The organism is Blastococcus saxobsidens, from assembly GCF_010682065.1.
GTDB classification, from domain to species: domain Bacteria; phylum Actinomycetota; class Actinomycetes; order Mycobacteriales; family Geodermatophilaceae; genus Blastococcus; species Blastococcus saxobsidens_B.
Map to the genome: position 1 here is coordinate 226,114 of NZ_JAAGWG010000002.1, position 23,690 is coordinate 249,803.

Genomic DNA, 23,690 nt, shown 5'->3' on the forward strand with positions numbered 1-23,690 from the left:
TGCGACCGCCAGGCGTCCCGGCTCGGGCCTAGGCTGGGGCCGTGACGCTCGAGGTGCTCCGGCTCGGCCTGGTCGACTACGAGGAGGCGTGGGCGCGGCAGCGTGAGCTGCACGCCCGACGCGTCGCCGGGGAGGCCCCTGACACCCTGCTCCTCCTGGAGCACCCGCCGGTCTACACGGCCGGCAAGCGCACCGAGCCGCACGAGCGCCCCTTCGACGGCACCCCGGTCATCGACGTCGACCGCGGCGGCAAGATCACCTGGCACGGACCGGGCCAGCTCGTCGGCTACCCGATCGTCGCGCTGCCCGACCCGGTGGACGTCGTCGCCTACGTCCGCCGGCTCGAGGGCGCGCTGATCGACGTGTGCGCCGGGCTCGGCGTCCAGGCCGGCCGGGTCGAGGGGCGCAGCGGCGTGTGGCTGCCGGCGGACCCGCCCGGCAGCGGCCACCGGGCGGAGCGCAAGGTCGCCGCCATCGGCATCCGGGTCGCCCGCGGCGTGACGATGCACGGCTTCGCGCTCAACTGCGACCCCGACCTGACGGCGTTCGCCAACATGGTCCCGTGCGGTATCCCGGACGCCGGGGTGACCTCGCTGTCGGCGGAGCTCGCCCGCGACGTCCCGGTGGCCGAGGCCCTGGATCCGGTTGAGACGGCGATGCGCGCGGTGCTGACCTCCGAGCCCGCAATCGCGCCGGCGTGACCGCACTCCCCCGGAGCGAGTACGTCAGCCTGACCACCTTCCGGCGCACCGGTGCTCCCGTGGCGACCCCGGTCTGGGCCGCCACCGACGGGGAGCGGCTGGTGGTGTGGACCCGCGCGGACTCCGGCAAGGTGAAGCGGCTGCGCCACACCTCCCGGGTCACGGTCGCGCCGTGCGACGTCCGCGGCCGCACCACGGGCCCGGCCGTCGACGGCGTGGCCGGGTTCGTCGCCCCCGCCGACCAGGCGCAGGCGCTGGCTGCTCTGCGCCGGGACTACGGGCTGAAGTTCACCCTGGGCAACGCCACCTCGCGGCTGTGGCACCGGCTGCTCCGCCGCGAGGGCGAGCGGCACGAACTCATCAGCATCCGTCCCGCCTGACAGGCTGACAGGCGCGCTGTCGTGCCGAGTGGGCCCGGAGGGTCCGCGCAGGCGCGACGGTGCGGCTCAGCGCATCAGGGGGACGCCACCTGGCCGCGGTGCGATCCGGAGGATCGCGATGTCACAGCACGAAGTTGACCAGGCGGCCGGGGACGGCGACGACGCGGCGGATCGTCGCGCCCTCGAGGTAGCCGGCGATCTTCTCGTCCGCCCGCGCCGCCGCCTCCAGCGCGGCGGCGTCGGCGTCGGCGGGCACCGACACCTGCGCGCGGACCTTGCCGTTGACCTGCACGGCGACCTGCACGGTGTCCTCGACCAGCCACCGCTGCTCGGCCACCGGGAAGGGCGCCCAGGCCGAGGACCCCTCGTGGCCCAGCCGCGACCACAGCTCCTCGGCCAGGTGCGGGGCCAGCGGGCCCACCATCAGCACCAGCGGCTCGGCCGCGGACCGCGGCACCGGGGCGTCGGCGCCGAACGCCGACGTCAGGTGGTTGGTCAGTTCGGTGATGCGGGCGATGGCGATGTTGAACCGCAGCGTCGCGTAGCCGTCGCGGACGCCGTCGATGGCCTTGTGCAGCGCGCGCAGCGTCTCCTCGGTCGGCTCGACGTCGTCGGCCGCGCGCACCGCACCGGTCTGCTCGTCGACCACCACCCGCCAGATGCGCTGCAGCAGCCGCTGGGAACCGACCACGGCCTTGGTCTCCCACGGCCGGGACTGCTCCAGCGGACCGGTGGACATCTCGTACACGCGGAAGGTGTCGGCCCCGTAGGCGCCGATCATCTCGTCCGGCGTGACCATGTTCTTCAGGCTCTTGCCGATCTTCCCGTACTCGCGGTTGACCGGCTTGCCCTCGTGCAGGAACTGGCCGTCGCGCTCCACGACCTCGGCGGCGGGCACGTAGAAGCCGCGCTCGTCGGTGTAGGCGTAGGCAGAGATGTAGCCCTGGTTCACCAGCCGGCGGAACGGCTCCTCGCTGGAGACGTGGCCCAGGTCGTGCAGCACCTTGTGCCAGAAGCGGGCGTACAGCAGGTGCAGCACCGCGTGCTCGACGCCGCCGACGTACAGGTCGACGCCGCCGGTGTCGCCGTCGCCGCGCGGGCCCATCCAGTACCGCTCCAGCTCCGGGTCGACCATGCGCTCGTCGTCACCGGGGTCCAGGTAGCGCAGGTAGTACCAGCACGAGCCGGCCCAGTTGGGCATCGTGTTGGTCTCGCGGCGGTACCTCTTCGGGCCGTCGCCCAGGTCCAGCTCGACGGTTGTCCACTCCGTGGCGCGCGACAGCGGGGGCTCCGGGGCGGAGTCGGCGTCGTCGTCGGCGAAGGTCTTCGGCGAGTAGTCGTCGACCTCGGGCAGCAGCACCGGCAGCATCGAGGTGGGGACGGCGACGGGCGAGTCGTCCTCGTCGTAGACGATCGGGAAGGGCTCGCCCCAGTAGCGCTGCCGGCTGAACAGCCAGTCGCGCAGCTTGTAGGTGGTGGTCGCCTCGCCGGCACCGCGCTGGACCAGCCACGCGGTGATCCGCTCGATCGCCGCCGCCTTGTCCAGGCCGTCCAGCGAGATCTCGTCGTTGGCGGAGTTGATCATGCGGCCCGGGCCGGTGTACGCGCCGCTGTCCTCGTCGAAGCCCTCGGGGCGCTCGACCGTGGGCACGATCTCCAGGCCGAACGTCGCCGCGAACTGCCAGTCGCGCTGGTCCTCGCCCGGCACGGCCATGATCGCGCCGGTGCCGTAGCCGGTCAGCACGTAGTCGGCGATGAACACCGGCAGCTCGCGCCCGTTCACCGGGTTGACCGCGGTGGCGCCCAGCCAGACGCCGGTCTTCTCCCGGCCGGCGTCCTGACGGTCCAGCTCGGAGCGGCGCGAGGCCTGCCGCTGGTACTCCCGCACGGCCTCGGCCGGCGTCGCGGCGCCGCCCGTCCAGCGCTCGTCGGTGCCCTCGGGCCACGCGTCGGCGGTCAGTGCCCCGACCAGCGGGTGCTCGGGCGCCAGCACCATGTAGGTAGCGCCGAACAGGGTGTCGGGCCGGGTGGTGAAGACCTCGACCGTCCGGTCACCGGCGGCGAACCGGACCTTCGCGCCGGTGGAGCGGCCGATCCAGTTGCGCTGCATGAGTTTCAGCGACTCGGGCCAGTCCAGCCGGTCCAGGTCGGCCAGCAGGCGGTCGGCATAGGCGGTGATCCGCATCATCCACTGCTTGAGCGGCCGCCGGAACACCGGGAAGTTGCCCCGCTCGGAGCGCCCGTCGGCGGTGACCTCCTCGTTGGAGAGCACCGTGCCCAGGCCCGGGCACCAGTTGACCGGCGCCTCGTTCAGGTAGGCCAGGCGGTGCGCGTCGACGACCGCCTTCCGCGCGCGCTCGTCCAATTCCGCCCACGGCCGGCCCGACGGGTTGGTGCCGGCGGCCGGCTCGCGCGTCCCGCCGTCCAGCTCGGCGACCAGCTCCTCGATCGGCCGGGCCTTGTTCGCGTCCTCGTCGAACCAGGAGCCGAAGATCTGCAGGAAGATCCACTGGGTCCACTTGTAGTAGCCCGGGTCGATCGTGGCGAAGGTGCGCCGCTGGTCGTGGTCGACACCCAGCCGGCGGAGCTGCGCGCTGATCGCGGCGATGTTGGCCTCGGTCGTGATCCGGGGGTGCTGGCCGGTCTGGACGGCGTACTGCTCGGCGGGCAGGCCGAAGGCGTCGTAGCCCATGGGGTGCAGCACGTTGTCGCCGTCCATCCGGCGGAACCGGCTGGTGACGTCGGTGCCCAGGTAGCCCAGCGGGTGGCCGACGTGCAGGCCCGCGCCGGAGGGGTACGGGAACATGTCCATCGCGAAGAACTTCGGCCGGTCGGCCACCCGGTCGAAGCCCTCGCTCAGCCGGCCGGTCGGGTTGGGCGTGTGGAAGGTGCCCCCGGCCTCCCAGCGGTCCTGCCAGGTCAGCTCGATCTGCTGCGCCAGGGCCGGCGTGTAGCGGTGCGGCGGCACGTCACCGGACACCGGCTCGACGTTCGGCTGGTCGGCGGTCTGGCTCATCGCTGGTGCTCCCGGGGTTCCGACTGGCGGCGCGGTGACGGCGGCGGACATAAAGAAACCCCTCACGCAGGAGGGGTCGGCCGTGCTGTCTGGACGTTCTGGGTCAGCACGGCCGGCGAAGCAGGAGCCGCCCGGTCACGATCGGCAGCCTACCGCCTGGGCACCCGGTTCCGACGGCCCCCGCGGGACCGCCCTGCGGATGCCCTCGCGACGCGGGCGTCTCCTCCGATGGGGCGAGTCCGGACGAATTCGTCTCGCCATCGCACCGGACGGAGCCGATGACCGGACCGTGGACCCATCCGACGCGCACGCCGGCCAGGGCCGCACCCCCGTGACCGGCCCGCTGCTGCTTGCCTGCCTGGGTGCGGTGGCCGCCTACGCCCTGGGCGAGATCTGGCGCCCGTCGACGCACCCGGTCGCGATGGTCTACGACCTCCTGGCCTACGACGCGGTCTACCTCTTCGGGGCGGCCGCCTGCCGGCGGACCGCGCTCCACCGCACGGACGACCGGCTGGTGTGGAACGCGCTGGCGGTCGCGCTCGCCGCCGTCGCGCTCAGCACGACGCTCTACGCCGTCACCCTCGCACCCCTGGGCGACCTCGTCCCGGCCTGGTTGCTGGTCGCCCTCTGGGCGCCCACCTACCCGGCGATGGGGGCGGCCCTGGTCGGACTGGTGCGGTCCCGGGTCGGGAAGCCGCACCCGAGCATGTGGTTCGACGCGCTGACCGGGGCCTGCGGTGCCGTCATCCTCGCCGTCACCCTGTTGCCTTCGCTCGCATCCGGGCCGGCCGACGGCTCGTTCGCGGTCATCCAGCTCTACCCCGTGGCCGACACCCTGCTGCTGGCGGCCGTCAGCGCCGTGTGCGCCGTCATGGGCCTCCGCCGGGACTGGCCGCTGGTGCTGATCATCGCCGGCCTCCTCTGCACCCTCGGCGCGGACGCGCTCCTCCTGAGCCGCACCGTGGACGGGGAGGCGGTCGTCGACGGCCCGATGACGCTCGCCTGGCTGACCGGCACCGCGTTCACCGCGCTGGCCGCCCACGTCGCCGGGCGGACGCCGACCGTCGTGCCCGCCGGCACCGACCCCGTGGCACGCCTGAGCTGGCGGGTGGCCTTCGTGCCCCTCAGCTCGATCGTGCTGAGCGTCGTCGTCCTCGTGTCCACGTGGGGCTCGGACGGTCTCGGCATGGCCGGGTGGGCCGCTGTCACCTGCCTGCTCGCCACCTTGGCGCGGACGGCCATGTCCGTGCAGGAGCTGCGTGGGCTGCACGAGATCACGGAGCAGGCCCGGACCGACGAGCTGACCGGTCTGCCCAACCGCCGGGCGCTCCTCGAGCGGACCCGCGCGGCCCTCGCCGCCCCGACCGCCGGTGAGCCGCTCGCCCTGCTGCTGCTCGACCTCGACGGGTTCAAGGAGATCAACGACAGCCTGGGGCACGCCGCGGGCGACGACCTGCTGCGCATGATCGGGCCACGGCTGGCACCGGAGCTGGGGCGCGGCGAGCTGCTCGCGCGCCTGGGCGGGGACGAGTTCGCGGTCCTGCTGCCCGGCGCGGGCCTGGACGACGCGCTCCTCCGCGCCGAACGCCTGCGGGCCCTCGTGCTCGAGCCGTTCGTCGTCCACGGTGTCCGCCTGCACGTCGGCGTGAGCGTCGGCGTCGCCACCGGCCCCGTGCCCGCCGCGACCGTGATCGAGCTGCTGCGGTGCGCCGACGCCGCGATGTACGAGGCGAAGAACGCCCGGGACGGCGTGCGCTCCTACGTGCCCGACGTCCGGAGTGGGGGCGGTGACCGGCTGCGGACCATGGAGGACCTCCGGACGGCGCTCGACGAGGGCCAGCTGGTGGTGCACCTGCAGCCGCAGGTCGCGCTGCACGGCCGCTCGGTGGTGGGCGTCGAGGCGCTGGTGCGCTGGGAGCACCCTGAGCGCGGGCTGCTGTCCCCGGCGGTCGTCCTGCCGGCGGCCGAGCAGGCCGGGTTGCTGCGGCCGCTCACCGACGCCGTGCTCGACCTCGCCCTGCGCGCGGCCGTGCGCTGGTGGTCGACCGACCCGGTCCCGGTCTCGGTCAACCTCTCGGCCGCGAACGTCACCGACGTCGACCTGCCGGCCAAGGTCGCCGCGGCGCTGGCCCGCCACGACCTGCCCGCCGAGGCACTGACCCTGGAGCTGGTCGAGGACACGCTCATGACCGACCCCGACCGCGGCCGCACGGTGCTGGGAGAGCTGCGACGGCTGGGCGTCCGGACCTCGATCGACGACTACGGCACCGGCTACAGCTCGCTGGCCTACCTCCGGCACCTGCCGGCGGACGAGCTGAAGCTGGACCGGAGCCTGACGCACGACGTCGGGCGCGACGACCGGGCGACGGCGATCGTGCGGCACACCGTCGCGCTCGCGCACGACCTCGGCCTGACGCTGGTCGCCGAGGGCGTGGAGGACGAGGCGACGGCCGCCGTGCTGACCGACCTCGGGTGCGACGTCGCGCAGGGCTGGGCCATCGCCCGCCCGATGCCGGTGGAGGACTTCCTCGGCTGGCTCGCCGACCGCTCGGCAGCACTCCCCGGGACGCCGTCGGTGCCCACGCCGCGGAGCCCTGGGCAGCGCATCCAGCTGTGACCGCCGCCGGGGGACGCCCGGCGGCGCTCAGGCCAGCTGCGGGGCCACCTCCGCGGCCACCAGGTCGAGGTGGTCGAGGTCGGCGAGGTCGAGCACCTGCAGATAGACCCGCTGCGCCCCGGCCTCGGCGTACCGGCCGAGAACGTCGACGGCCTCGGCGGGCGTGCCGGCCACCCCGTGGGCGCGCAGCTCGTCGACGTCCCGGCCGATGGCCGCCGCGCGGCGGGCGATCTGCGCCTCGTCCCGGCCGACGCACAGCACGAGCGCCGAGCTGTACGTGAGCGAGGCGGGGTCCCGCCCGGCCTCCTGGCACGCCTCCCGCACGCGGGCGAACAGCCGGGCGTTGTCCTCGGCGGGCATGAAGGGCACGTTGAACTCGCTCGCGTAGCGGGCGGCGAGCCGCGGCGTCCGCTTCCTGCCCGCGCCCCCGACGAGGATCGGGACACCGCCCTCCTGCACCGGCTTGGGCAGGGCCGGGGAGCCGGTCAGCCGGTAGTGGCGGCCGTCGAAGTCGAACGTCTCCCCCACCGGCGTGCCCCACAGGCCGGAGATGACGGCGAGCTGCTCCTCGTACCGGTCGAACCGCTCGCCCAGCGGCGGGAACGGGATGCCGTAGGCGCTGTGCTCCGCCTCGAACCACCCGGAGCCGATGCCCAACTCCACGCGGCCGCCGCTCATCTGGTCGACCTGGGCGACGCTGATCGCCAGCGGCCCCGGCAGCCGGAAGGTGCCGGCCGTCATCAGGGTGCCCAGCCGGATCCGGCTGGTCTCGCGGGCCAGTCCGGCGAGGGTCACCCAGGCGTCGGTGGGGCCGGGCAGCCCGTCCCCACCCATCGTCAGGTAGTGGTCGGAACGGAAGAAGGCGTCGAAGCCGGTCTCCTCCGCGCGGCGGGCCACGGCGAGCAGATCGTCGTAGGTCGCGCCCATCTGGGGCTCGGTGAAGATGCGCAGCTGCACCCCCGGACCGTAACCACGCCCACGGCCGGATGTGCACCGGCAGGTGGTCTCGGGGTGTGCTCCCCGCCCGGACCGGGCAGGATGATCGCCAGACGATCAACTCGGAGGTGCAGCTCGTGTTCCGCAAGAAGACGCGTGGTCAGGTCATCGGCGCCGAGCTCCAGGAGGCATTCGCCCACATCGGGGTCGCAGCGACCGAGGCCGGCCGCCTCGCTGCCGAAGAGCTGGGGCCGCGCGTCGCGGCCACCCGCGAGGCAGCCGGTCCGGCACTCGACGCAGCCCAGCGCGCGGTCGCCCCGAAGGTGGCGGCCGCGGTGGCGGTGGCGGCCCCGGCCGTCGCCAGCGCACGCGACACCCTCGGCCCCCGCGTGGAGGCAGCCCGTGACGCGCTCGCTCCCCGCATCGAGGCCGCCCGGGACGCCGCGGCGCCCAAGGTCGCCGGTGCGGTCGTGGCCGCCCAGGCCGCGGCGAGCAAGGCCGCCGCGGACCTCGGCCCGCGGGTCGAGGCGGCGCAGAAGGCACTGCGCGACGACGTCGCCCCGCGCCTGACCGCCGCCCAGAAGGCAGCGCAGAAGACCCTGACCGACGACGTCGCGCCACGGCTGACGGCCGCGCAGGCCGCCGCCCTGGCCTACGCCACCCCGCGGGTGTCGGCGGCGCGGGACGCGGTGACGCCGGCGCTGGAGAGCGCCCGGGACACCCTGGCCGCCGGTGTCGACAGCGCCCGGAGCGAGCTCGACGCCCGTCGCGCCGAGCTCGCCGCGGCGGCCGCGGAGTCCGGCCGCAAGGCGCGCAAGACGGCCAAGAAGGCCCGCAAGAAGGCCGGCAAGAAGCACAAGGAGTTCGAGAAGGCGGCGCTGGCCACCGCCAGGACCGTGAAGCGCCGGGTGGGCGTCGAGCCCGAGCCGCGCCGCTGGCCGTGGGTGTTCCTGTTCCTCGGCGTGGGTACTGCGGTGTTCGTCCTGCTGCGCCGTTCGAAGAACGACGCCTGGACCCCCGCTCCGGCCGGCGACGGCCCGGTGCCCAGCTACCGAGAGGACCCCGTGTTCAGCTCCGAGAGCAACTCCGGCAAGACCGTCTCCACCGCCGACACCACCGGCGACTCCGCTCCGGCGGAGTCGGACATGGGTGTCCGCGACGCCCAGTTCGTCGACGGCGACGGCGACGACAGCGCGAGCGAGGACATCAAGAACACCCCGGAGCCGTTCACCTCCGGTGGTGGCGCCACCGAGGGCCCGACCGCCGGTCCGGACGACCGTCAGGTCTGACCACCCCGCCCGACCGCACCCCCGCAGCCCCCGTCGCCGTCGCGACGGGGGCTGCGGCGTTCTCGCGAGTACCGTGGGGATCATGAGCGAGGCGCGGACCACCCCTGACCCGAGCACCACGCAGGAGTCCACGATCGCGCCCGCGGGCCGCAAGCTCCTGCGGCTCGAGGTGCGCAACAGCCAGGTGCCGATCGAGCGCAAGCCCGAGTGGATCAAGACCCGCCTCAAGACCGGCCGGGAGTACACCGAGCTGAAGTCGCTGGTGCGTCGCGAGGGGCTGCACACGGTCTGCGAGGAGGCCGGCTGCCCCAACATCTACGAGTGCTGGGAGGACCGGGAGGCCACCTTCCTCATCGGTGGTGACCAGTGCACCCGGCGCTGCGACTTCTGCCAGATCGACACCGGCAAGCCCGCCGACTTCGACGCCGACGAGCCGCGCCGCGTGGCCGAGAGCGTCGCCACGATGGGGCTGCGCTACGCCACGATCACCGGCGTCGCCCGCGACGACCTGCCCGACGGTGGCGCCTGGCTGTACGCCGAGACCGTGCGCCAGATCCACGCCCAGCTCCCCGGGTGCGGGGTCGAGCTGCTCATCCCCGACTTCAACGCCGACCCCGCCCAGCTGGCCGAGGTCTTCTCCTCCCGCCCCGAGGTGCTGGCGCACAACGTCGAGACGGTGCCGCGCATCTTCAAGCGCATCCGCCCCGGCTTCCGCTTCGAGCGCTCGCTCGCCGTCATCACCGCGGCCCGCGAGGCCGGCCTGGTCACCAAGTCCAACCTGATCCTGGGCATGGGCGAGGAGCCGCACGAGGTCGTGGAGACCATGCAGGCCCTGCACGACGCCGGCTGCGACCTGCTCACGATCACCCAGTACCTGCGGCCCTCGCCGCGCCACCACCCCGTCGTCCGCTGGGTCAAGCCCGACGAGTTCGTGCAGTTCCAGGCCGACGCCGAGGCGATCGGCTTCCCCGGTGTGCTGGCCGGCCCCCTGGTGCGCAGCTCCTACCGCGCGGGGCGCCTGTACCAGCAGGCGATCGAGGCCCGCGGGCTCGCCGCGCAGGCCTGACGAGGGGCTTCCAGCTCGGCGCACGCAGAGCCGGCCGGTCCCGGCCCTATCCTGGGGGGCATGGCACGCAGCAAGTCCTCAGACCCGGCGACTCCGAGCGGCGGCGGCAAGGCCGCATCCGCGGCGAAGGGCGCCACCGCGTCGGGGGCGACGAAGGCTCCCAAGCTCGGCAAGGACGGTCAGCCGAAGGTCGGCCGCCTGAAGAAGCTCGGCAACAACGGCCGCATGATCAAGCAGGCCTACACGCTCACCCGGCGCAACGACCCGAAGCTGCCGTGGGTGATGCTGATCGCCTTCGTCGTCGTGTTCGCCGTCGTCGAGCTGCTCGGCATCCTGCTGAACTCGCCGTTCATCTTCCTGCCGCTGGCGCTGATCCTCGGTGGTCTGGCGGCGCTGATCATCTTCGGTCGGCGCGCGCAGGGGTCGGCCTACCGGCAGGTGGAGGGTCAGCCCGGCGCCGCCGCGTGGGTGCTCGAGGGCATGCGCGGGGACTGGCGGGTCAGCTCCGGCATCGCCGGCACCCCGCAGATGGACTCCGTCCACCGGGTGCTGGGCCGCCCGGGCATCATCCTGGTCGGTGAGGGGTCCCCGCACCGGGTCCGCGGCCTCATCGCCCAGGAGAAGAAGAAGATCGCCCGCGTCGTCGGGGACACCCCCATCTACGACATCACCGTCGGCGACGACGAGGGCCAGGTGCCGCTGAAGAAGCTGAGCACCCACGTCATGAAGCTGCCGCGCAACCTGTCGGCCGCCGAGGTGAACACGCTGGGCCGGCGGATGAGCGCCCTGGGTGGCGCCCGGATGCCGGTGCCCGGCGGGCCGCTCCCCGGCGGCCGGCAGATGTCGATCAGCCAGCGGCAGGTCCGCCGCCGCAGCTGAGCTCCCACCGCAGAGAGGGCCCCGTCCGGTCGGACGGGGCCCTCTCTGCGTCTCAGGCCTCAGGCGTTGACGACGGCGGTCCCCGTCAGCCGGTCGTGCAGGCCGCGGCCGTCGGCGTCGGTGATCAGCGCCGGGACCAGCAGCACGAGCAGCGCCGTGCGCACCACCGCCCGCCACGGGGCGAGCCGCGCGCCGGGCGTGGGGTGGGCCAGGCGCAGGCCCAGCAAGCGGTGCCCCGGGGTCTGACCGAAGACGGCGACCGAGACCGCGGTGAGCACGAAGAACACGAGCAGGCTCAGGTTGCCGGGCAGTTCCGGTGCGCTGAACGCCCAGGCGATCGCCGCCGACAGCAGCGCGTCCACCACGTACCCACCAGCCCGCGCGGTGAAGGAGGCCAGCGATCCCGGGCCTTCGGCCGGCAACCCCAGGGAGGCGCCACGCCCAGGGGCCTGAGAGGGTTGTCCGGCATTACCGACCATGACCGCCAGCGTAGTAAGAGGACCCCCTGCCCCCCACCACTCGCCGGCTCGTGGCGGTGCCCTGCAGGGGGTCGTGCGCCCGGCGTGTTGTTACGCCCCCGAAACAATCGGGACACGGCGGGGCAACCCCTCGCTCGTAGCGTTCCGTTCGGCCGTCCGCCCACACCCGGAGGATCGATGTTCAACAGTCCCGACGAGGTCGCCGCCTACATCCGCGACAACGACGTCGAATTCGTCGACGTCCGCTTCTGCGACCTGCCCGGCGTCATGCAGCACTTCACCATCCCTGCGTCGACGTTCGGCGAGGACACCTTCAGCGAGGGGCTCGGCTTCGACGGCTCCTCGATCCGTGGGTTCCAGGCGATCAACGAGTCGGACATGCTCCTGCTCCCCGACGCCAACAGCGCCTTCGTGGACCCGTTCCGCCGGCACAAGACGCTGAACGTCAACTTCTTCATCCACGACCCGATCACGCGCGAGGCCTACAGCCGCGACCCGCGGAACGTGGCGAAGAAGGCCGAGGCGTACCTCGCCTCGAGCGGCATCGCCGACACCGCCTACTTCGGCCCCGAGGCCGAGTTCTACGTCTTCGACTCGGTCCGGTACGACACCGGCATCAACGAGGGCTACTACCACATCGAGTCGGAGGAGGGCTCCTGGCGATCCGGGGCCGCCACCGAGCTCGACGGCAGCCCGAACCGCGGCTACAAAGCCCGGCCCAAGGGCGGGTACTTCCCGGTCGAGCCCTACGACCAGCAGAGCGACCTGCGCTCGGACATGATGAAGAACCTCATGAGCGCGGGGCTCGAGCTCGAGCGCGGCCACCACGAGGTGGGCACCGGCGGGCAGGCCGAGATCAACTACAAGTTCGACACCCTGCTCCGCTCGGCCGACAGCCTGATGCTGTTCAAGTACATCATCAAGAACACCGCCTGGGCCGCCGGCAAGACCGCGACCTTCATGCCCAAGCCGCTGTTCGGTGACAACGGCTCGGGCATGCACTGCCACCAGAGCCTCTGGAAGGACGGGCAGCCGCTCTTCCACGCCGAGACCGGTTACGCGGGCCTGTCGGACATGGCCCGCCACTACATCGGCGGCCTCCTGGCGCACGCCCCGTCGCTGCTGGCCTTCACCAACCCGACGGTCAACAGCTACCACCGCCTGGTGCCGGGCTACGAGGCCCCGATCAACCTGGTCTACTCGGCCCGCAACCGGTCGGCCTGCCTCCGCATCCCGATCTCCGGTGACAGCCCGAAGGCCAAGCGCATCGAGTTCCGCGTGCCCGACCCGTCGGCCAACCCCTACCTCGCCTTCTCGGCGATGCTGATGGCCGGCCTCGACGGCGTGAAGAACAAGATCGAGCCGCCGGCGCCGGTCGACAAGGACCTCTACGAGCTGCCGCCCGAGGAGGCCCTGGGCATCGAGAAGGTCCCCGCGTCGCTGGACGCCGCGCTGGACAACCTCGAGACCGACCACGAGTACCTGATCGACGGCGGGGTGTTCACCCCCGACCTCATCGAGACGTGGATCGACTACAAGCGGGCCAACGAGATCGACCCGATCCGCCTCCGTCCGCACCCGCACGAGTTCGCGATGTACTACGACATCTGATCGCTCCTCCGGCGACACGAGGGCCGGTGACCTGCATCCGCAGGTCACCGGCCCTCTCGCTTTCCCAGGGCCGCCGCGGTCGGGACCGCCGGACGGACCGCCGGGAATGTCATCGACCGTTCCCGCCGTTGTCGTCGGCGGGCAACGGATCGCTCCTACGGTGGAACCGTGCCCGCAAGGCGTACACCGGCCCGACGACCGCGCACCGCCCACCGGCGAGGAACGCGCGAGGCCCGGTACCCGGCATCGACGCCGGTTCGCAGCGTCGCGAAACCCCACGAACCCGCCCGGGACGGCCGTCCCGGCGCTCCCTGCGGCGAACCGATCGCCGCCACCGACAGACGGATGGTCCCCATGACACGAGCACGCCCCGCACCGATCACCGACGACCACGGCGACCAGTTCCCCGGCGCCGTCCCCTTCTCCCCCGCGGCACCGGCCGCGGCGGCGTCCGAGCGCCTGGTGCGCATGCACGCGACCTACGTCCAGAAGGTCAATTCCGTCGTGGGGGCCGGCCGGGACGACCTCGTCGAGGAGCTCGCGTTGTCCTTCGCCGAGGAGTCCGGCGACGGCCGGCGGACCTCGGCCTCCCCGGACCGGCGCCCGGCCGGGCGGAGCCGGGGTGGACGAGGCCCGGGGCGCGTGGGCGGCTTCACGCGCCGCTCCCTCGAGCGGTTCGACCGGTACACCCTCGAGGTCTTCAACGCCGGGACGCCCACCCGCCCGCTGGACTGAGCACGCCGGCCGACGCCGTCGCGGACCGGTCCGCGTCGCGCACGGGCGCTGGGTGGCGGACCCGGCGTCGTCGGCCGGCCGGAGACGCCGGGCGGCCCAACGAGGTGGTTCCGGAACGACACGGAACATTCCGCGTCGAATGTGATGTACGGCCCGGTCAGGCACGGTTACGTTGCGCGCACGCGCCGTCCCGTGGAGACCTCATGCACATCCGCCGTGCCCTAGCCCCCCTGTCAGCGCTCGCCGCCTTGACCCTGCTGCTGTCCGGCTGCTCGGGGTCGGACGGCGACGCAACCGCGTCCTCCGAGCGGGACGACGAGTCCTCGCCGCTGACGGAGTACCTGAACGCCGTGTACGGCGGCGATCTCACGCCCGAGGAGCAGGAACGGAAGTTCACCGAGGAGCAGGAACGGGCCGAGGAGCTCGTCGCGCAGTGCATGCAGGAGCAGGGCTTCGAGTACACGCCCAGCTCCACCGGGGGCGCGTACCTGTCCGGTGACGGCACCGAGTGGGAACCCGATGACCGCGAGTGGGTGACCCAGTACGGCTACGGCGCCATCAACTCCCCGTTCAGCGAGGCACCCATGCCGGAGGAGGAGACCGTCGACCCCAACGCCGACTACGTCCAGAGCCTGTCGGAGTCCGAGCAGACAGCCTTCTACGAGGCGCTGTACGGCCCGATGCCCTCCGAGGACGAGATGCCCGAGGAGGTCGCCACCGAGTACGACTGGACCACGGCCGGGTGCCAGGGCGCCGCCCAGCACGAGGTCGCCGGCGAGGACCCCTCGCAGTCGGAGGAGTTCAGGCCGCTGTTCGACGCGATCAACGAGCTGTACTCCGGAACCGCGTCGTGGCCGGGCATGGCCGAGCTCGACGACGAGTGGTCCGCGTGCATGGACGCCTCCGGCCACGGTGGGTTCGCCACCCAGATGGACGCACAGGAGTCGATCAACGAGGCCGTGAACGAGCTGTACGAGAACGTCGGCATGTCGGACGACGGCATGCCGACCGGGGAGCCCGACCAGGCCGCGTTCGACGCGCTCGCCGAGCGCGAGGTGGAGCTGGCTCTGGCCGACCTCGACTGCCGTGAGGAGATCGACTACGCCGACCGCGCCGCTGAGATCACCCGCGAGGTCGAGCAGCAGTTCATCGACGACCACAAGACGGAGCTGGACGCGCTGGTCGCCGCGGCCGAGCAGAACTGACGGTGAACGAGCCGGACGACGAGTTCCTGATCGATTCGGTCACGGACGAGGCGGGGCCCTCGCGGTGGGCTGCCTGGCCCGCCCTGCTCCGCCGCAACCGCCCGCTGTGGATCACCGCCGCGGCAGCGGTCGTCGCCCTGGTCGCGGGGCTGCTCGTCGGCCGGTTCGTGGTGGCCCCCGACACCGCCGGGGCGAAGACCCCGGAGCCGGGCCTGGTGACCGTGCCCGTCGCCTTCGGACCCCTGAGCAACGACGTCACCATCCGCGGCGAGGTCGCGTACGCCGACTCCGTCGAGGTCACCCTCGACACGTCCGGCGTCGCCGGCCCGGCGGTGGTGACCGGTCAGGTCCCCGAGGTCGGCTCCGAGCTGGGGCCCCTGGGTGTCGCCCTGGAGATCACCGGTCGCCCGGTCATCGTCCTGCCCGGAGAGCTGCCGGCCTACCGGACGTTGCGCCTCGGCGTCGCCGGACCCGACGTCGTCCAGTTCAAGGAGGCCGTGCGCACCGTTGGCCTGGATGCCGGCGACCCCTCCGACGACGTGTTCACCGGAACCGCCGCCGCTGCCGTGACGGAGCTGTACGCCCAGGCAGGCTATCCGCCACCGGCCGCCGAGGAGGGTGCCGAGGAGGGCGTGCTCGCAGCGCAGGACGCCGTGCGCAGTGCGCAGCAGGGGGTGGCCGCCGCGCAGGCGGAGCTGACCGGGGTCCAGCGCGGTCCGTCGGCCGTCGACGTCCGGGAGGCGGACAACGCCGTCGCCAGTGCGCGCCGCGCGCTGGACGCCGCGCTGGCCGGCAACCCCGACGACCCCGTGGCGATCGGCGACCTGAGGGACGCCCTGGGCCTCGCGCAACTCCGGCGTCAGCAGCTCGACGTCCCGGGGGACACCAGCTCGCAGCGCGCCCAGCTGTCGGCCGCGCAGCAGCAGCTCACGCAGGCCCGCCAGGCCCTGACCCAGGCGCAGGAGGCCGTCCTGCCGACGCTGCCGGCCGGCGAGATCCTCTACCTCACCCAGCTGCCGCGCCGGGTGGACGCGGTGTCGGCACGGCGCGGCTCGGTGCTCCAGGGCGCGGCCATGACCGTGTCGGGCGCCACCCTCGGCCTGTCGGGCACCGTCGCCGTCGCGGACGCCCGGCTGCTCGAGCCCGGGATGACGGCGACTTTCGAGCTGCCCGACGGCGGGGAGCACGAGGCCACGATCACCGAGGTCACCCCAGGAGAAGGCGACGAGGCACGGTGGACCGTGCAGCTGGAGCCGGCCCCGCTCACCCCGCAGGAGGTCACCGAGCTCCAGGGCGCCAACGTGCGGGTCGGGATCCCGGTGGGAGCGACCGACGGCGACGTGCTGTCGGTCCCCCTGGCAGCGCTGAGCGCGGGCCCGGGCGGTGAGTCGCGGGTGGAGGTGGTCGACGGCGACCCGCGGGAGGGCTCCCGCGCCCGGACCCGCCTGGTCGCGGTCGAGACGGGGCTGGCCGCCGACGGCGCCGTCGAGGTCCGGGCCGAGGACGGCGACCTCGAGGAGGGCGACCTGGTGGTGGTCGGCCGATGACGGCGGGAGCGCCGGCCATCGAGCTCCGGGACGTCACCAGGTCCTTCCCCGGGCCGCCGGAGGTCCAGGCGCTCAAGGGGGTGAGCGTGTCCATCGCCGACGGCGAGTACGTCTCCATCACCGGGCCCAGCGGGTCGGGCAAGTCCACGATGCTCAACATCCTCGGGCTCCTCGACCGGCCGACCGTCGGGGAGTACTGGCTGGGCGGTGTGCTGAGCAGCTCCCTCGACGAGGACGCGCGGGCCGCCGTGCGCGCGCGGCACCTCGGCTTCGTGTTCCAGGCGTTCCACCTGATGTCCCGGCGGAACGTGCTGGAGAACGTGCTGCTGCCCATGCTCTACAACGGCACCCCGCGCACGGAGCGCGAGCCCCGGGCCCGGGCGGCGCTCGAGCGGGTGGGCCTCGGCCACCGCATCGACTTCCTGCCGGGCACCCTCTCCGGTGGGGAGCGCCAGCGGGTCGCCGTCGCCCGCGCCGTGGCCTCCCGACCACGGGTGCTCCTGGCCGACGAACCCACCGGCAACCTCGACCAGACGACGTCCGCGGAGATCATGGCGCTCTTCGAGGAGCTGCACGCGGACGGGCTGACGCTGGTGGTCATCACGCACGACCGGGACGTCGCCCGGCGGGCCTCCCGGCGCATCCGGCTCGCCGACGGCCGCGTGAGCGAGCCGGGGTGACCGCCCGGGACACCCGCCCGCTCCGGGCCCTGCGGGGGTGGGCCCACCACCAGCCGGCTCTGCTGCGCCGGCTCCGCCGGCCGGTCCCCCCGCCCGACGATCGGCCGGTCGAGCCGGCCGACCGGTTCCGCTTCTCCGACCTGCTGGGCGAGGCGACCGCCGACATCGGGTCCCGTCCCGGGCGGCTGGTGATGACGATCGCCGGCACCGTCCTGGGCATCTCCGCGCTGATCACCACCATCGGCCTCGCCCAGACCACCGCCGGGCAGATCGCCCGGCAGTTCGACGCCGACGCCGCCACCCAGCTCGTGGTCACGCCGAGGACCGCGAGCACCGGTGGCGGGGCGGTCGTCGCCACCGGAGCCCTGCCCTGGGACGCCGTCCCCCGGCTCGAGCGCCTGGCCGGGATCGAGTCGGCAGCCCTGCTCGCGGAGGTGTCCCTGCCCGGGGCGGTCGTCACGACGGTGCCGGTGAACGACCCCTCGCAACCGCCGAGCGCCCCTCCCCCGGTCTACGCGGCCTCCGAGGCCCTGCTCGACACGATCGGCGGCCGGTTGTCCACCGGCCGGTTCTTCGACGCCGGTCACGACCTCAGGGCCGACCGGGTGGCGGTGCTGGGCGTCCGGGCCGCGGACCGGCTGGGCGTCCAGCGGGTCGACACCCAGCCGTCGGTCTTCGTCGACGGCATCGCCTACGCGGTCCTGGGCGTGATCGACTCGGTCGATGCCCGGGCGGAGCTCCTCAACGCGGTGGTCCTCCCCACGGGGACGGCGCGTGCGGACTTCCGCCTGTCAGCCCCGGGCGACGCCCAGGCCCGCATCGCCGTGGGAGCCGGCCCGCAGCTGCGCGGGCAGGCCGCCCTCGCCCTGGCTCCCGACGACCCGGAGAGCCTGGACGTCAGTGCCCCGGACGGCCGGTCGCAGCTCGGCCGGGACGTGCAGGCCGACGTGAACGGGGTGTTCGTCATCCTGTCCGCCGTCGTGCTGGTCGCCGGCGGGGTGGGCATCGCCAACGTGACCATGCTGTCGGTCATGGAACGCGTCGGCGAGATCGGGCTGCGCCGGGCGATCGGCGCCACCCGGCGGCAGATCGCCGGGCAGTTCGTGGCCGAGTCGGTCGTGGTCGGTCTGCTCGGCGGCCTCATCGGCGCGGCGCTGGGCGTGTTCGCGGTGGTCGCCATCTCGGCGGTGCGGGCCTGGACACCGGTGGTCGATCCCTGGATCGCCCTGGGCGGCGCGCTGCTCGGTGCCGTGGTCGGGCTCGTGGCCGGGGGGTTCCCGGCGCGCCGCGCGGCCAGGATCGAGCCGGTCGACGCGCTACGCGGAGGCACCTGAGCATCGGGTGCTGACGCCCGACCTGCGAACCCGCGGGCCGAGAAGGCTCAGCGGCCGAGGATGCCGAGGTCCACGGGCAGCTGGATGCCGGTCACGTGCCGGGCCTCGTCCGAGGCGAGCCAGGCCACCGCGTTGGCGATGTCCTCCGGCTGGGAAACCGGGTCGGGCAGGGCACCCATGAGCATCGGGGCCAGCGTGGTGGCGTGCTGCTGCGCCAGCTGGAACATCTCCGCCGGCTGCATGCCGGTGGCCACGCCGTGCGGGTGCACGGTGTTGACCCGGATGTTGTGCTGCCCCAGCTCGTTGGCCATGGTTCGGGCCAGGCCGACGACGCCGTGCTTGCTGGCCGCGTAGTCGGCGAGGAACGGCAGGCCGCGCAGCCCGGCGACCGAGGAGATGATGACGATCGACCCGCCGGTTCCCTGCTCCAGCAGCACCGGCACGGTCGCCTTCATCGTGAAGAACGTGCCGGTCAGGTTGGTGTCGATCGTCTCCTGCCACTTCTCGACCGGGATCTCCCACGACATCGAGCCCGAGCAGATGCCGGCGTTGGCGACCACGACGTCGAGCCGGCCGAACTCGGCTACGCCGTCCTTCACCAGCGCTGCCTGGCCGTCGAAGTCGCGGACGTCGACCTTGCGCGTGAGGACCCGGCGGCCCTGCGCCTCGACCAGCCGCGCGGTCTCGGCCAGGTCCTCCTCGGTCGGCCCGGCATAGGACGTCGTCTCCGCCGTCGCGCAGTTGTCCAGGGCGATGATGTCGGCGCCCTCGGCGGCAAGTCGGACGGCGTGCGCCCGGCCCTGGCCGCGGGCCGCCCCGGTGATGAAGGCGACCTTGCCGACGAGGCGCCCGGTTGTAGTCGTGGTCACGCATCTCCTCCTGTGTTCCAGGCTCAACCGGACACTGCTGTCCGGATCACTAGGGTATGAGCATGGTCACCGTGGGCGGCAGAGTCAACCGCGGACCCGCCGCGGCGACGGACAACCGGCGTGCACTGCTGGCGGCGGCCCGCCGGGTCTTCGCCGAGCGCGGGTACCGGGTGCCGCTGAGCGCCATCGCCCGGGAGGCGGGGGTGGGCCAGGGCGTGCTCTACCGGCACTTCCCGACCCGGCTGGACATCGCGTTCGCCGTCTTCGAGGACAACTTCGCCGAGCTGGAGGCCATCGCCGCCGACCCGGGCCCGGACGCCTTCGGGCGGCTGTGGGTCCGGCTGGTGGACCTCACCATCGAGGCGTCGGCGTTCGTCGAGATGGTCGTCGACGCCCGGGACAGCCTCCCCCGTTACCCCGGTGCCGAACGGCTGCGCGCGCTGGTCGCGACCACCCTGCCGCCGGCCCGGCAGGCCGGCCTGACCGACGCCTCCGTGACCGTGGACGACGTCCTGCTCGCCTGGCGCATGGTCTTCGGCGTGGTGGCCACGGCTCCGGACCGGGACCAGGTCCGGACCGCGGTGTCGCGGGCCGTGTCGCTGCTGCGGCTGCCCGGGGACCGACCCGGTCGGTGACCGGCCTCAGGTCCGGGCGGGCACGGTGTCCAGCCGGCGGACGAGGAGCAGGGCGACCGCCACCAGCAGCGCGCCCACGGCCGCCCACGCCCCGAACGCCACCGGCGTGGACCAGTTGTCGGCGACGAGGCCCAGGGCCGGCCGCGCCACCGCGATGCCGAGGCCGCCGAGCATGGAGACGACGCTGAACGCCGTCGCCAGCACCGCCGGCGACGTGACCTCGCTGGTGACCAGCTCCAGCAGGACCTGGCCGAGCGCGTACGCCAGGCCGAGCACCGGCAGGAAGAGGAAGGGGCCCAGTCCCTCCCAGACCCCCGTGCCGACGAGCGCGGCCAGCACCACCAGGAACGACGCGCGCAGCACGGCGGGACGGCGGGCCGGCCCCACCCGCCCGGCCAGCAGCCCCGCCACCACGGCGGCCGCGGCGAAGGCTGCGTACATCCAGCCGGTGCGCTGGGCGGAGTAGTCCAGCTCCAGGGCCAGCGGCTGGAAGAGGATGCGCGGGCTCCAGCCCAGCAGCAGCAGGAGCGCCCCCAGCAGCACGGCGAGCCGCACCCGCTCGTCGGCGGCGGCCCGGCGCACGTCGCGGAGCACCGACCGGATGGTCGACCGCGCGCCGGCCGCCGAGGTCTCGGGAAGGGTCCAGGCGACGGCGAGGGCGATCGCCGCGAGCACGGCGGTCACGGTGAACGGCGCGGTCGGCTCGACGTCGTAGAGGTAGCCCGCGGCCACCAGCGACAGCAGCACGGCCAAGTGCCCCAGCGCCCGGACGACGGCGAAGCTGCGCGCGGGGTCCACCGAGGGCGCGTCCCGCACGGCGAGCTCGTAGAGGTAGGCGGTGGAGGCACCCGAGGCCAGCGCCCACAGCACCCCCCAGCCGATCCACGCGGCGAACAGCCCCGGGACGGAGGACACCTGCGAGATGGCGAGGAAGACGGCGACCGTGAGCCCGGCCAGCAGCAGGTAGGTGCGCCGACGGCCGATCCGGTCGGCGAGCACGCCCATCGGCACCTCGCAGGCCACGCTGACCAGCCGGAACAAGCCGTCGGCCACGACCGCCACGGCGAGCGTGAAGCCCATGTCCAGCAGGAAGATCAGGTAGACCGGGAACCAGAACTGGACTTCCAGCAGGAAGTGGGCCAGCGCGAAGCGCCGGAGCACGGGACTGCGCAGCGCACCGCTCATCGGCCGTGGTTGCGGCGGAACAGCAGGTAGAGCACGACCAGCGCCGCCGATACGGTCGCCGAGATCAGCAGGAGCGCATCGGCCGGCTGGGCGGCGAACCACGCGGTCACGGAGTTGCGCCCGATGTCGTAGCGCGCCATCCCCGGATCGCTGGCCATGGTGCGGCCGAAGTCCGACAGCGCCAGCGCCGTGCCGAGCACCGAGGTCACACCGATGCCGAGCAGGATGAGATCGGTGACCAGCGAGGAGCGCGCCGTCCGCCGGGCCGCGAGCTCGGCCAGCCGCCGGTCGCAGATGCCGATCTTGAAAAGGACCGGGGCCTCCACCAGCTCCGCGTAGTCCCACAGGTCGAGGATCTGGTCCATCTCGACCCGCACCGCGCGCTTGAGGTGCTTGGCCAGGGCCTGTCGGTCCATCACCACCAGCTCCGCCCGACGGCTGAGCCCGACCAGCTGCTCCTGCAGCTGCGCCAGCTCCCAGCGCGCGGTGGCCGCGGCCGAGTCGGCCAGGATCTTGGACAACCGGGTGTCGACGACGTCGAGCGCCGCGTAGAAGAACTGCGCGTAGCGCATGGCCTCCCACGAGTCGGTGAACCGCTGCCCCGGCAGCATCGTGCCCCCGGCGGCGCTGCCGTCGAGGAACACGTAGTTCAGCCACCGGGCGAGGTGGTCGATCTCCCCCGTCACCAGCCGTTCCACCGGCGGCGCCTGCTCCCCGCGCACGGCCGCCACGTCCTTGAGCCAGTGCCGGACGACCGCCTCGCAGTCGGCATCCGCGCGACCGACGACCAGGCTCCGGGTCACCCACAGCACCTCGCCGAACAGTCCCGCGCCGTCGCCCGGCCGGGCGGCGGGGGCCAGGACGTCGTCGCCCCGGTCGGCCTCGCGCAGCAGGGCGAGCACCGGGTCGAGGTAGCGGTGGACCGCCTCGCGCGCGACCGCGGCCCCCAGGGCGACGGCCGCGTCCTGGAGCAGGTCGAGGCACTCCTCGAGCGGTTCCTCGCGGCCGGCCAGCCACGCGTCGACGTCCACCAGCAGCTCCACCAGCAGGATGCCGTGGTCGTGCAGCCGCAGCGTGATCTCGCGGACGCCGCCGCACAGGGCCGGGTCCCGGCCGGCGAAGGCCTCGGGGAGGTGCTCCGGGCGCAGCGAGCCCGTCAGCACGTGCACCGGAAGGTCGACGGCGAGGTCGCTGATCACCCGGTACCGGTTCGCCGCGCTCGCCGGCCGGACGTGCTCCAGCCGGACGACCGGCGGTGCCGGCTCGGTCCCGGGCTGTCCCGCCGGTGCCGGGGCGAGCCGGTGGAGCAGCCGGTCGACCGGCTCCTGCTGGGACGTCCAGAACCGGGCGTACCGCTCGGGCTCCCGGACCGCCGCTCCGGGCACGGTCGTATGGTCGACGACGGTGGGCGCCAGGACGCGCAGCTGCATCAGTCGCTCCCCGTCAGCGCCAGCGCGCGGGCGTCGACCTGGAACACCCGTCCCTGCGCCGGTCCGTTGAGCAGCTTCACCGGCACCAGCAGGCCCTCGGTGGCCTCGCCCGCTGCCGACACGAAGGGCGCGGGCCAGGACAGCACCCGGGCCCGGGTGCCGCGGGGTGCGACCAGGGCCGGCGTCCCGTCGGCGGCGAACAGCTCGACCAGGTCGGCGTCGTCGACCGGCTCGAGCAGCACCTCGACGTCCGCACCGCCCTCGGTCAGCCCCGTGACGATGCGGGTGTAGGTGTCGGTCCCCTTGAGCGCAGCCAGCCCCGCGTCGAAGTCGCGCATCACCGCGGCCGCCTCGGCCGTCCGCGGCATCACGAAGTACAGGCCCTCGGTGGACCGCACCAGCGGGTCGTCGCCGGGGAGGTGGCCGAAGCGGGCCGGATCGGGGTCGAACCGGGGGTCGTCCAGGACCGCGCGCCCGGACAGCAGGCCCTCGGGCAGCAGGTCGATCTCCCCGTCGGCCAGGGCGCGGAACGCGGCCGTGCTCGTGGGGTACTCCACGAACCCGGGCACGGCGTCCTCCAGCTCGGACCAGTAGTCGTAGCCGGCGATCCGCCCGACCCGCAGGCCGGCCAGGTCGTCCGGCGTGCGGACCAGCGGTTCGCCGCGCGAGCGGTCGTAGAACAGCACGTACTGGAACTCGACCAGCGGCTCGGAGAGCAGCAGGGACGACCGCCGGGACTCGCTGCCCACCAGCGGGAAGGCGCCGATGGTCTCCCCCGTGGCCGCACGCTTCTCCGCCAGCGACCAGGAGGTGAAGTCGACCTGGGGGGTGTACCCCTGCGCGCGCAGCACCTCGGTGACCAGCTCGGTCAGCGGCCCACCCTCGGGCAGGTCCGGGCCGACGAACGGCGCCCAGGGCCCGCTGGACACGAGCACGGGCCGGGGCGTCGTCGCGGAGGTCCGGCCGAGCTGGATCGCGACGTACCCGAAGACCGCGGTGAGCAGCACGGTGACCAGCACCGTGGGGACGACGACCCGGAGCACCGGCCACCGCCGGAGGAGTCGACCGAACCGTAGGCGCACAGTGACCCACCGTA

General features: G+C 73.5%; 20 protein-coding genes. 13 read left to right on the top strand and 7 right to left on the bottom strand.

All coding sequences use genetic code 11. The features are described from left to right. Positions 1-41: 41 nt before the first annotated feature. Together lipB and GCU60_RS02180 are read left to right on the top strand one after the other, a co-directional pair. Positions 42-701 (top strand): lipoyl(octanoyl) transferase LipB, encoded by a 660-nt coding sequence (gene lipB / locus GCU60_RS02175; RefSeq protein ID WP_163201977.1) that lies wholly within the window; start codon positions 42-44, stop codon positions 699-701. Then, positions 698-1,081 carry a PPOX class F420-dependent oxidoreductase gene (locus tag GCU60_RS02180; RefSeq protein ID WP_163201978.1) on the top strand — a complete coding sequence of 128 codons (384 nt, stop codon included), beginning with the start codon at positions 698-700 and terminating at the stop codon, positions 1,079-1,081. Before lipB ends, GCU60_RS02180 begins: the two co-directional genes overlap by 4 nt. Before the next feature lie 121 nt (positions 1,082-1,202). On the opposite strand, the gene leuS is transcribed toward GCU60_RS02180, so the two are convergent. Then, on the bottom strand, positions 1,203-4,097 hold the full coding sequence (gene leuS, locus GCU60_RS02185; RefSeq protein ID WP_163201979.1) for a leucine--tRNA ligase: 2,895 nt from the start codon (positions 4,095-4,097) through the stop codon (positions 1,203-1,205). A 289-nt stretch (positions 4,098-4,386) separates the two neighbouring features. Here leuS and GCU60_RS02190 point away from each other — a divergent pair, with 289 nt between their 5' ends. After that, a complete protein-coding gene (locus GCU60_RS02190; protein WP_345770332.1) occupies positions 4,387-6,714 on the top strand; it encodes a putative bifunctional diguanylate cyclase/phosphodiesterase in 2,328 nt (775 codons plus the stop codon). 27 nt (positions 6,715-6,741) lie between these two features. Here the strand turns inward: GCU60_RS02190 and GCU60_RS02195 are convergent, their stop codons facing one another. Further along, positions 6,742-7,671, bottom strand: coding sequence for a TIGR03560 family F420-dependent LLM class oxidoreductase (locus GCU60_RS02195; protein ID WP_163201981.1), 930 nt, complete (start codon positions 7,669-7,671; stop codon positions 6,742-6,744). Between the two features lie 116 nt (positions 7,672-7,787). On the opposite strand from GCU60_RS02195, the gene GCU60_RS02200 reads away from it, so the two are divergent. From GCU60_RS02200 to GCU60_RS02210, 3 genes are all read left to right on the top strand, one after another. Next, complete coding sequence (locus GCU60_RS02200; protein WP_163201982.1) at positions 7,788-8,939, top strand: hypothetical protein; 1,152 nt, start codon at positions 7,788-7,790, stop codon at positions 8,937-8,939. A gap of 82 nt (positions 8,940-9,021) precedes the next feature. Further along, positions 9,022-10,005, top strand: a complete 984-nt coding sequence (gene lipA, locus GCU60_RS02205; protein WP_163201983.1) for a lipoyl synthase — start codon at positions 9,022-9,024, stop codon at positions 10,003-10,005. A gap of 60 nt (positions 10,006-10,065) precedes the next feature. Next, the gene (locus GCU60_RS02210) at positions 10,066-10,884 is read left to right on the top strand and encodes a DUF4191 domain-containing protein (protein ID WP_163201984.1); all 819 of its coding nucleotides are present in this window, start codon (positions 10,066-10,068) and stop codon (positions 10,882-10,884) included. A 59-nt stretch (positions 10,885-10,943) separates the two neighbouring features. Here the strand turns inward: GCU60_RS02210 and GCU60_RS02215 are convergent, their stop codons facing one another. After that, positions 10,944-11,249, bottom strand: coding sequence for an RDD family protein (locus GCU60_RS02215; RefSeq protein WP_345770333.1), 306 nt, complete (start codon positions 11,247-11,249; stop codon positions 10,944-10,946). 291 nt (positions 11,250-11,540) lie between these two features. Between GCU60_RS02215 and glnA the strand changes: the two genes are divergently transcribed. The 6 genes from glnA (at position 11,541) to GCU60_RS02245 (ending at position 18,475) form a co-directional block, all read left to right on the top strand. Further along, positions 11,541-12,974, top strand: a complete 1,434-nt coding sequence (gene glnA / locus GCU60_RS02220; protein WP_163201986.1) for a type I glutamate--ammonia ligase — start codon at positions 11,541-11,543, stop codon at positions 12,972-12,974. A gap of 354 nt (positions 12,975-13,328) precedes the next feature. Next, complete coding sequence (locus tag GCU60_RS02225) at positions 13,329-13,709, top strand: hypothetical protein (protein WP_163201987.1); 381 nt, start codon at positions 13,329-13,331, stop codon at positions 13,707-13,709. A gap of 248 nt (positions 13,710-13,957) precedes the next feature. After that, positions 13,958-14,914, top strand: coding sequence for a hypothetical protein (locus GCU60_RS02230; protein ID WP_204261220.1), 957 nt, complete (start codon positions 13,958-13,960; stop codon positions 14,912-14,914). A 2-nt stretch (positions 14,915-14,916) separates the two neighbouring features. After that, positions 14,917-16,461 (top strand): hypothetical protein, encoded by a 1,545-nt coding sequence (locus tag GCU60_RS02235; RefSeq protein WP_204261221.1) that lies wholly within the window; start codon positions 14,917-14,919, stop codon positions 16,459-16,461. Further along, positions 16,458-17,141, top strand: coding sequence for an ABC transporter ATP-binding protein (locus GCU60_RS02240; RefSeq protein WP_163201989.1), 684 nt, complete (start codon positions 16,458-16,460; stop codon positions 17,139-17,141). Before GCU60_RS02235 ends, GCU60_RS02240 begins: the two co-directional genes overlap by 4 nt. After that, entirely contained in the window at positions 17,138-18,475 is a 1,338-nt protein-coding gene (locus tag GCU60_RS02245) for an FtsX-like permease family protein (RefSeq protein WP_204261222.1), read from the top strand. Before GCU60_RS02240 ends, GCU60_RS02245 begins: the two co-directional genes overlap by 4 nt. 47 nt (positions 18,476-18,522) lie before the next feature. Here the strand turns inward: GCU60_RS02245 and GCU60_RS02250 are convergent, their stop codons facing one another. Continuing rightward, on the bottom strand, positions 18,523-19,344 hold the full coding sequence (locus GCU60_RS02250) for a mycofactocin-coupled SDR family oxidoreductase (RefSeq protein WP_163201990.1): 822 nt from the start codon (positions 19,342-19,344) through the stop codon (positions 18,523-18,525). Positions 19,345-19,406: 62 nt separating this feature from the next. On the opposite strand from GCU60_RS02250, the gene GCU60_RS02255 reads away from it, so the two are divergent. Continuing rightward, the gene (locus tag GCU60_RS02255; RefSeq protein ID WP_239520282.1) at positions 19,407-19,979 is read left to right on the top strand and encodes a TetR/AcrR family transcriptional regulator; all 573 of its coding nucleotides are present in this window, start codon (positions 19,407-19,409) and stop codon (positions 19,977-19,979) included. Between the two features lie 6 nt (positions 19,980-19,985). On the opposite strand, the gene GCU60_RS02260 is transcribed toward GCU60_RS02255, so the two are convergent. From GCU60_RS02260 to GCU60_RS02270, 3 genes are read right to left on the bottom strand one after another with little or no spacing between them, the layout of a single operon-like run. Next, positions 19,986-21,164: an MFS transporter gene (locus tag GCU60_RS02260; protein WP_163201992.1), complete on the bottom strand. Its 1,179-nt coding sequence runs from the start codon at positions 21,162-21,164 to the stop codon at positions 19,986-19,988. Continuing rightward, complete coding sequence (locus tag GCU60_RS02265) at positions 21,161-22,594, bottom strand: hypothetical protein (RefSeq protein ID WP_163201993.1); 1,434 nt, start codon at positions 22,592-22,594, stop codon at positions 21,161-21,163. Before GCU60_RS02265 ends, GCU60_RS02260 begins: the two co-directional genes overlap by 4 nt. Then, positions 22,594-23,676: a transporter substrate-binding domain-containing protein gene (locus GCU60_RS02270; protein ID WP_163201994.1), complete on the bottom strand. Its 1,083-nt coding sequence runs from the start codon at positions 23,674-23,676 to the stop codon at positions 22,594-22,596. Before GCU60_RS02270 ends, GCU60_RS02265 begins: the two co-directional genes overlap by 1 nt. Positions 23,677-23,690: the final 14 nt, after the last annotated feature.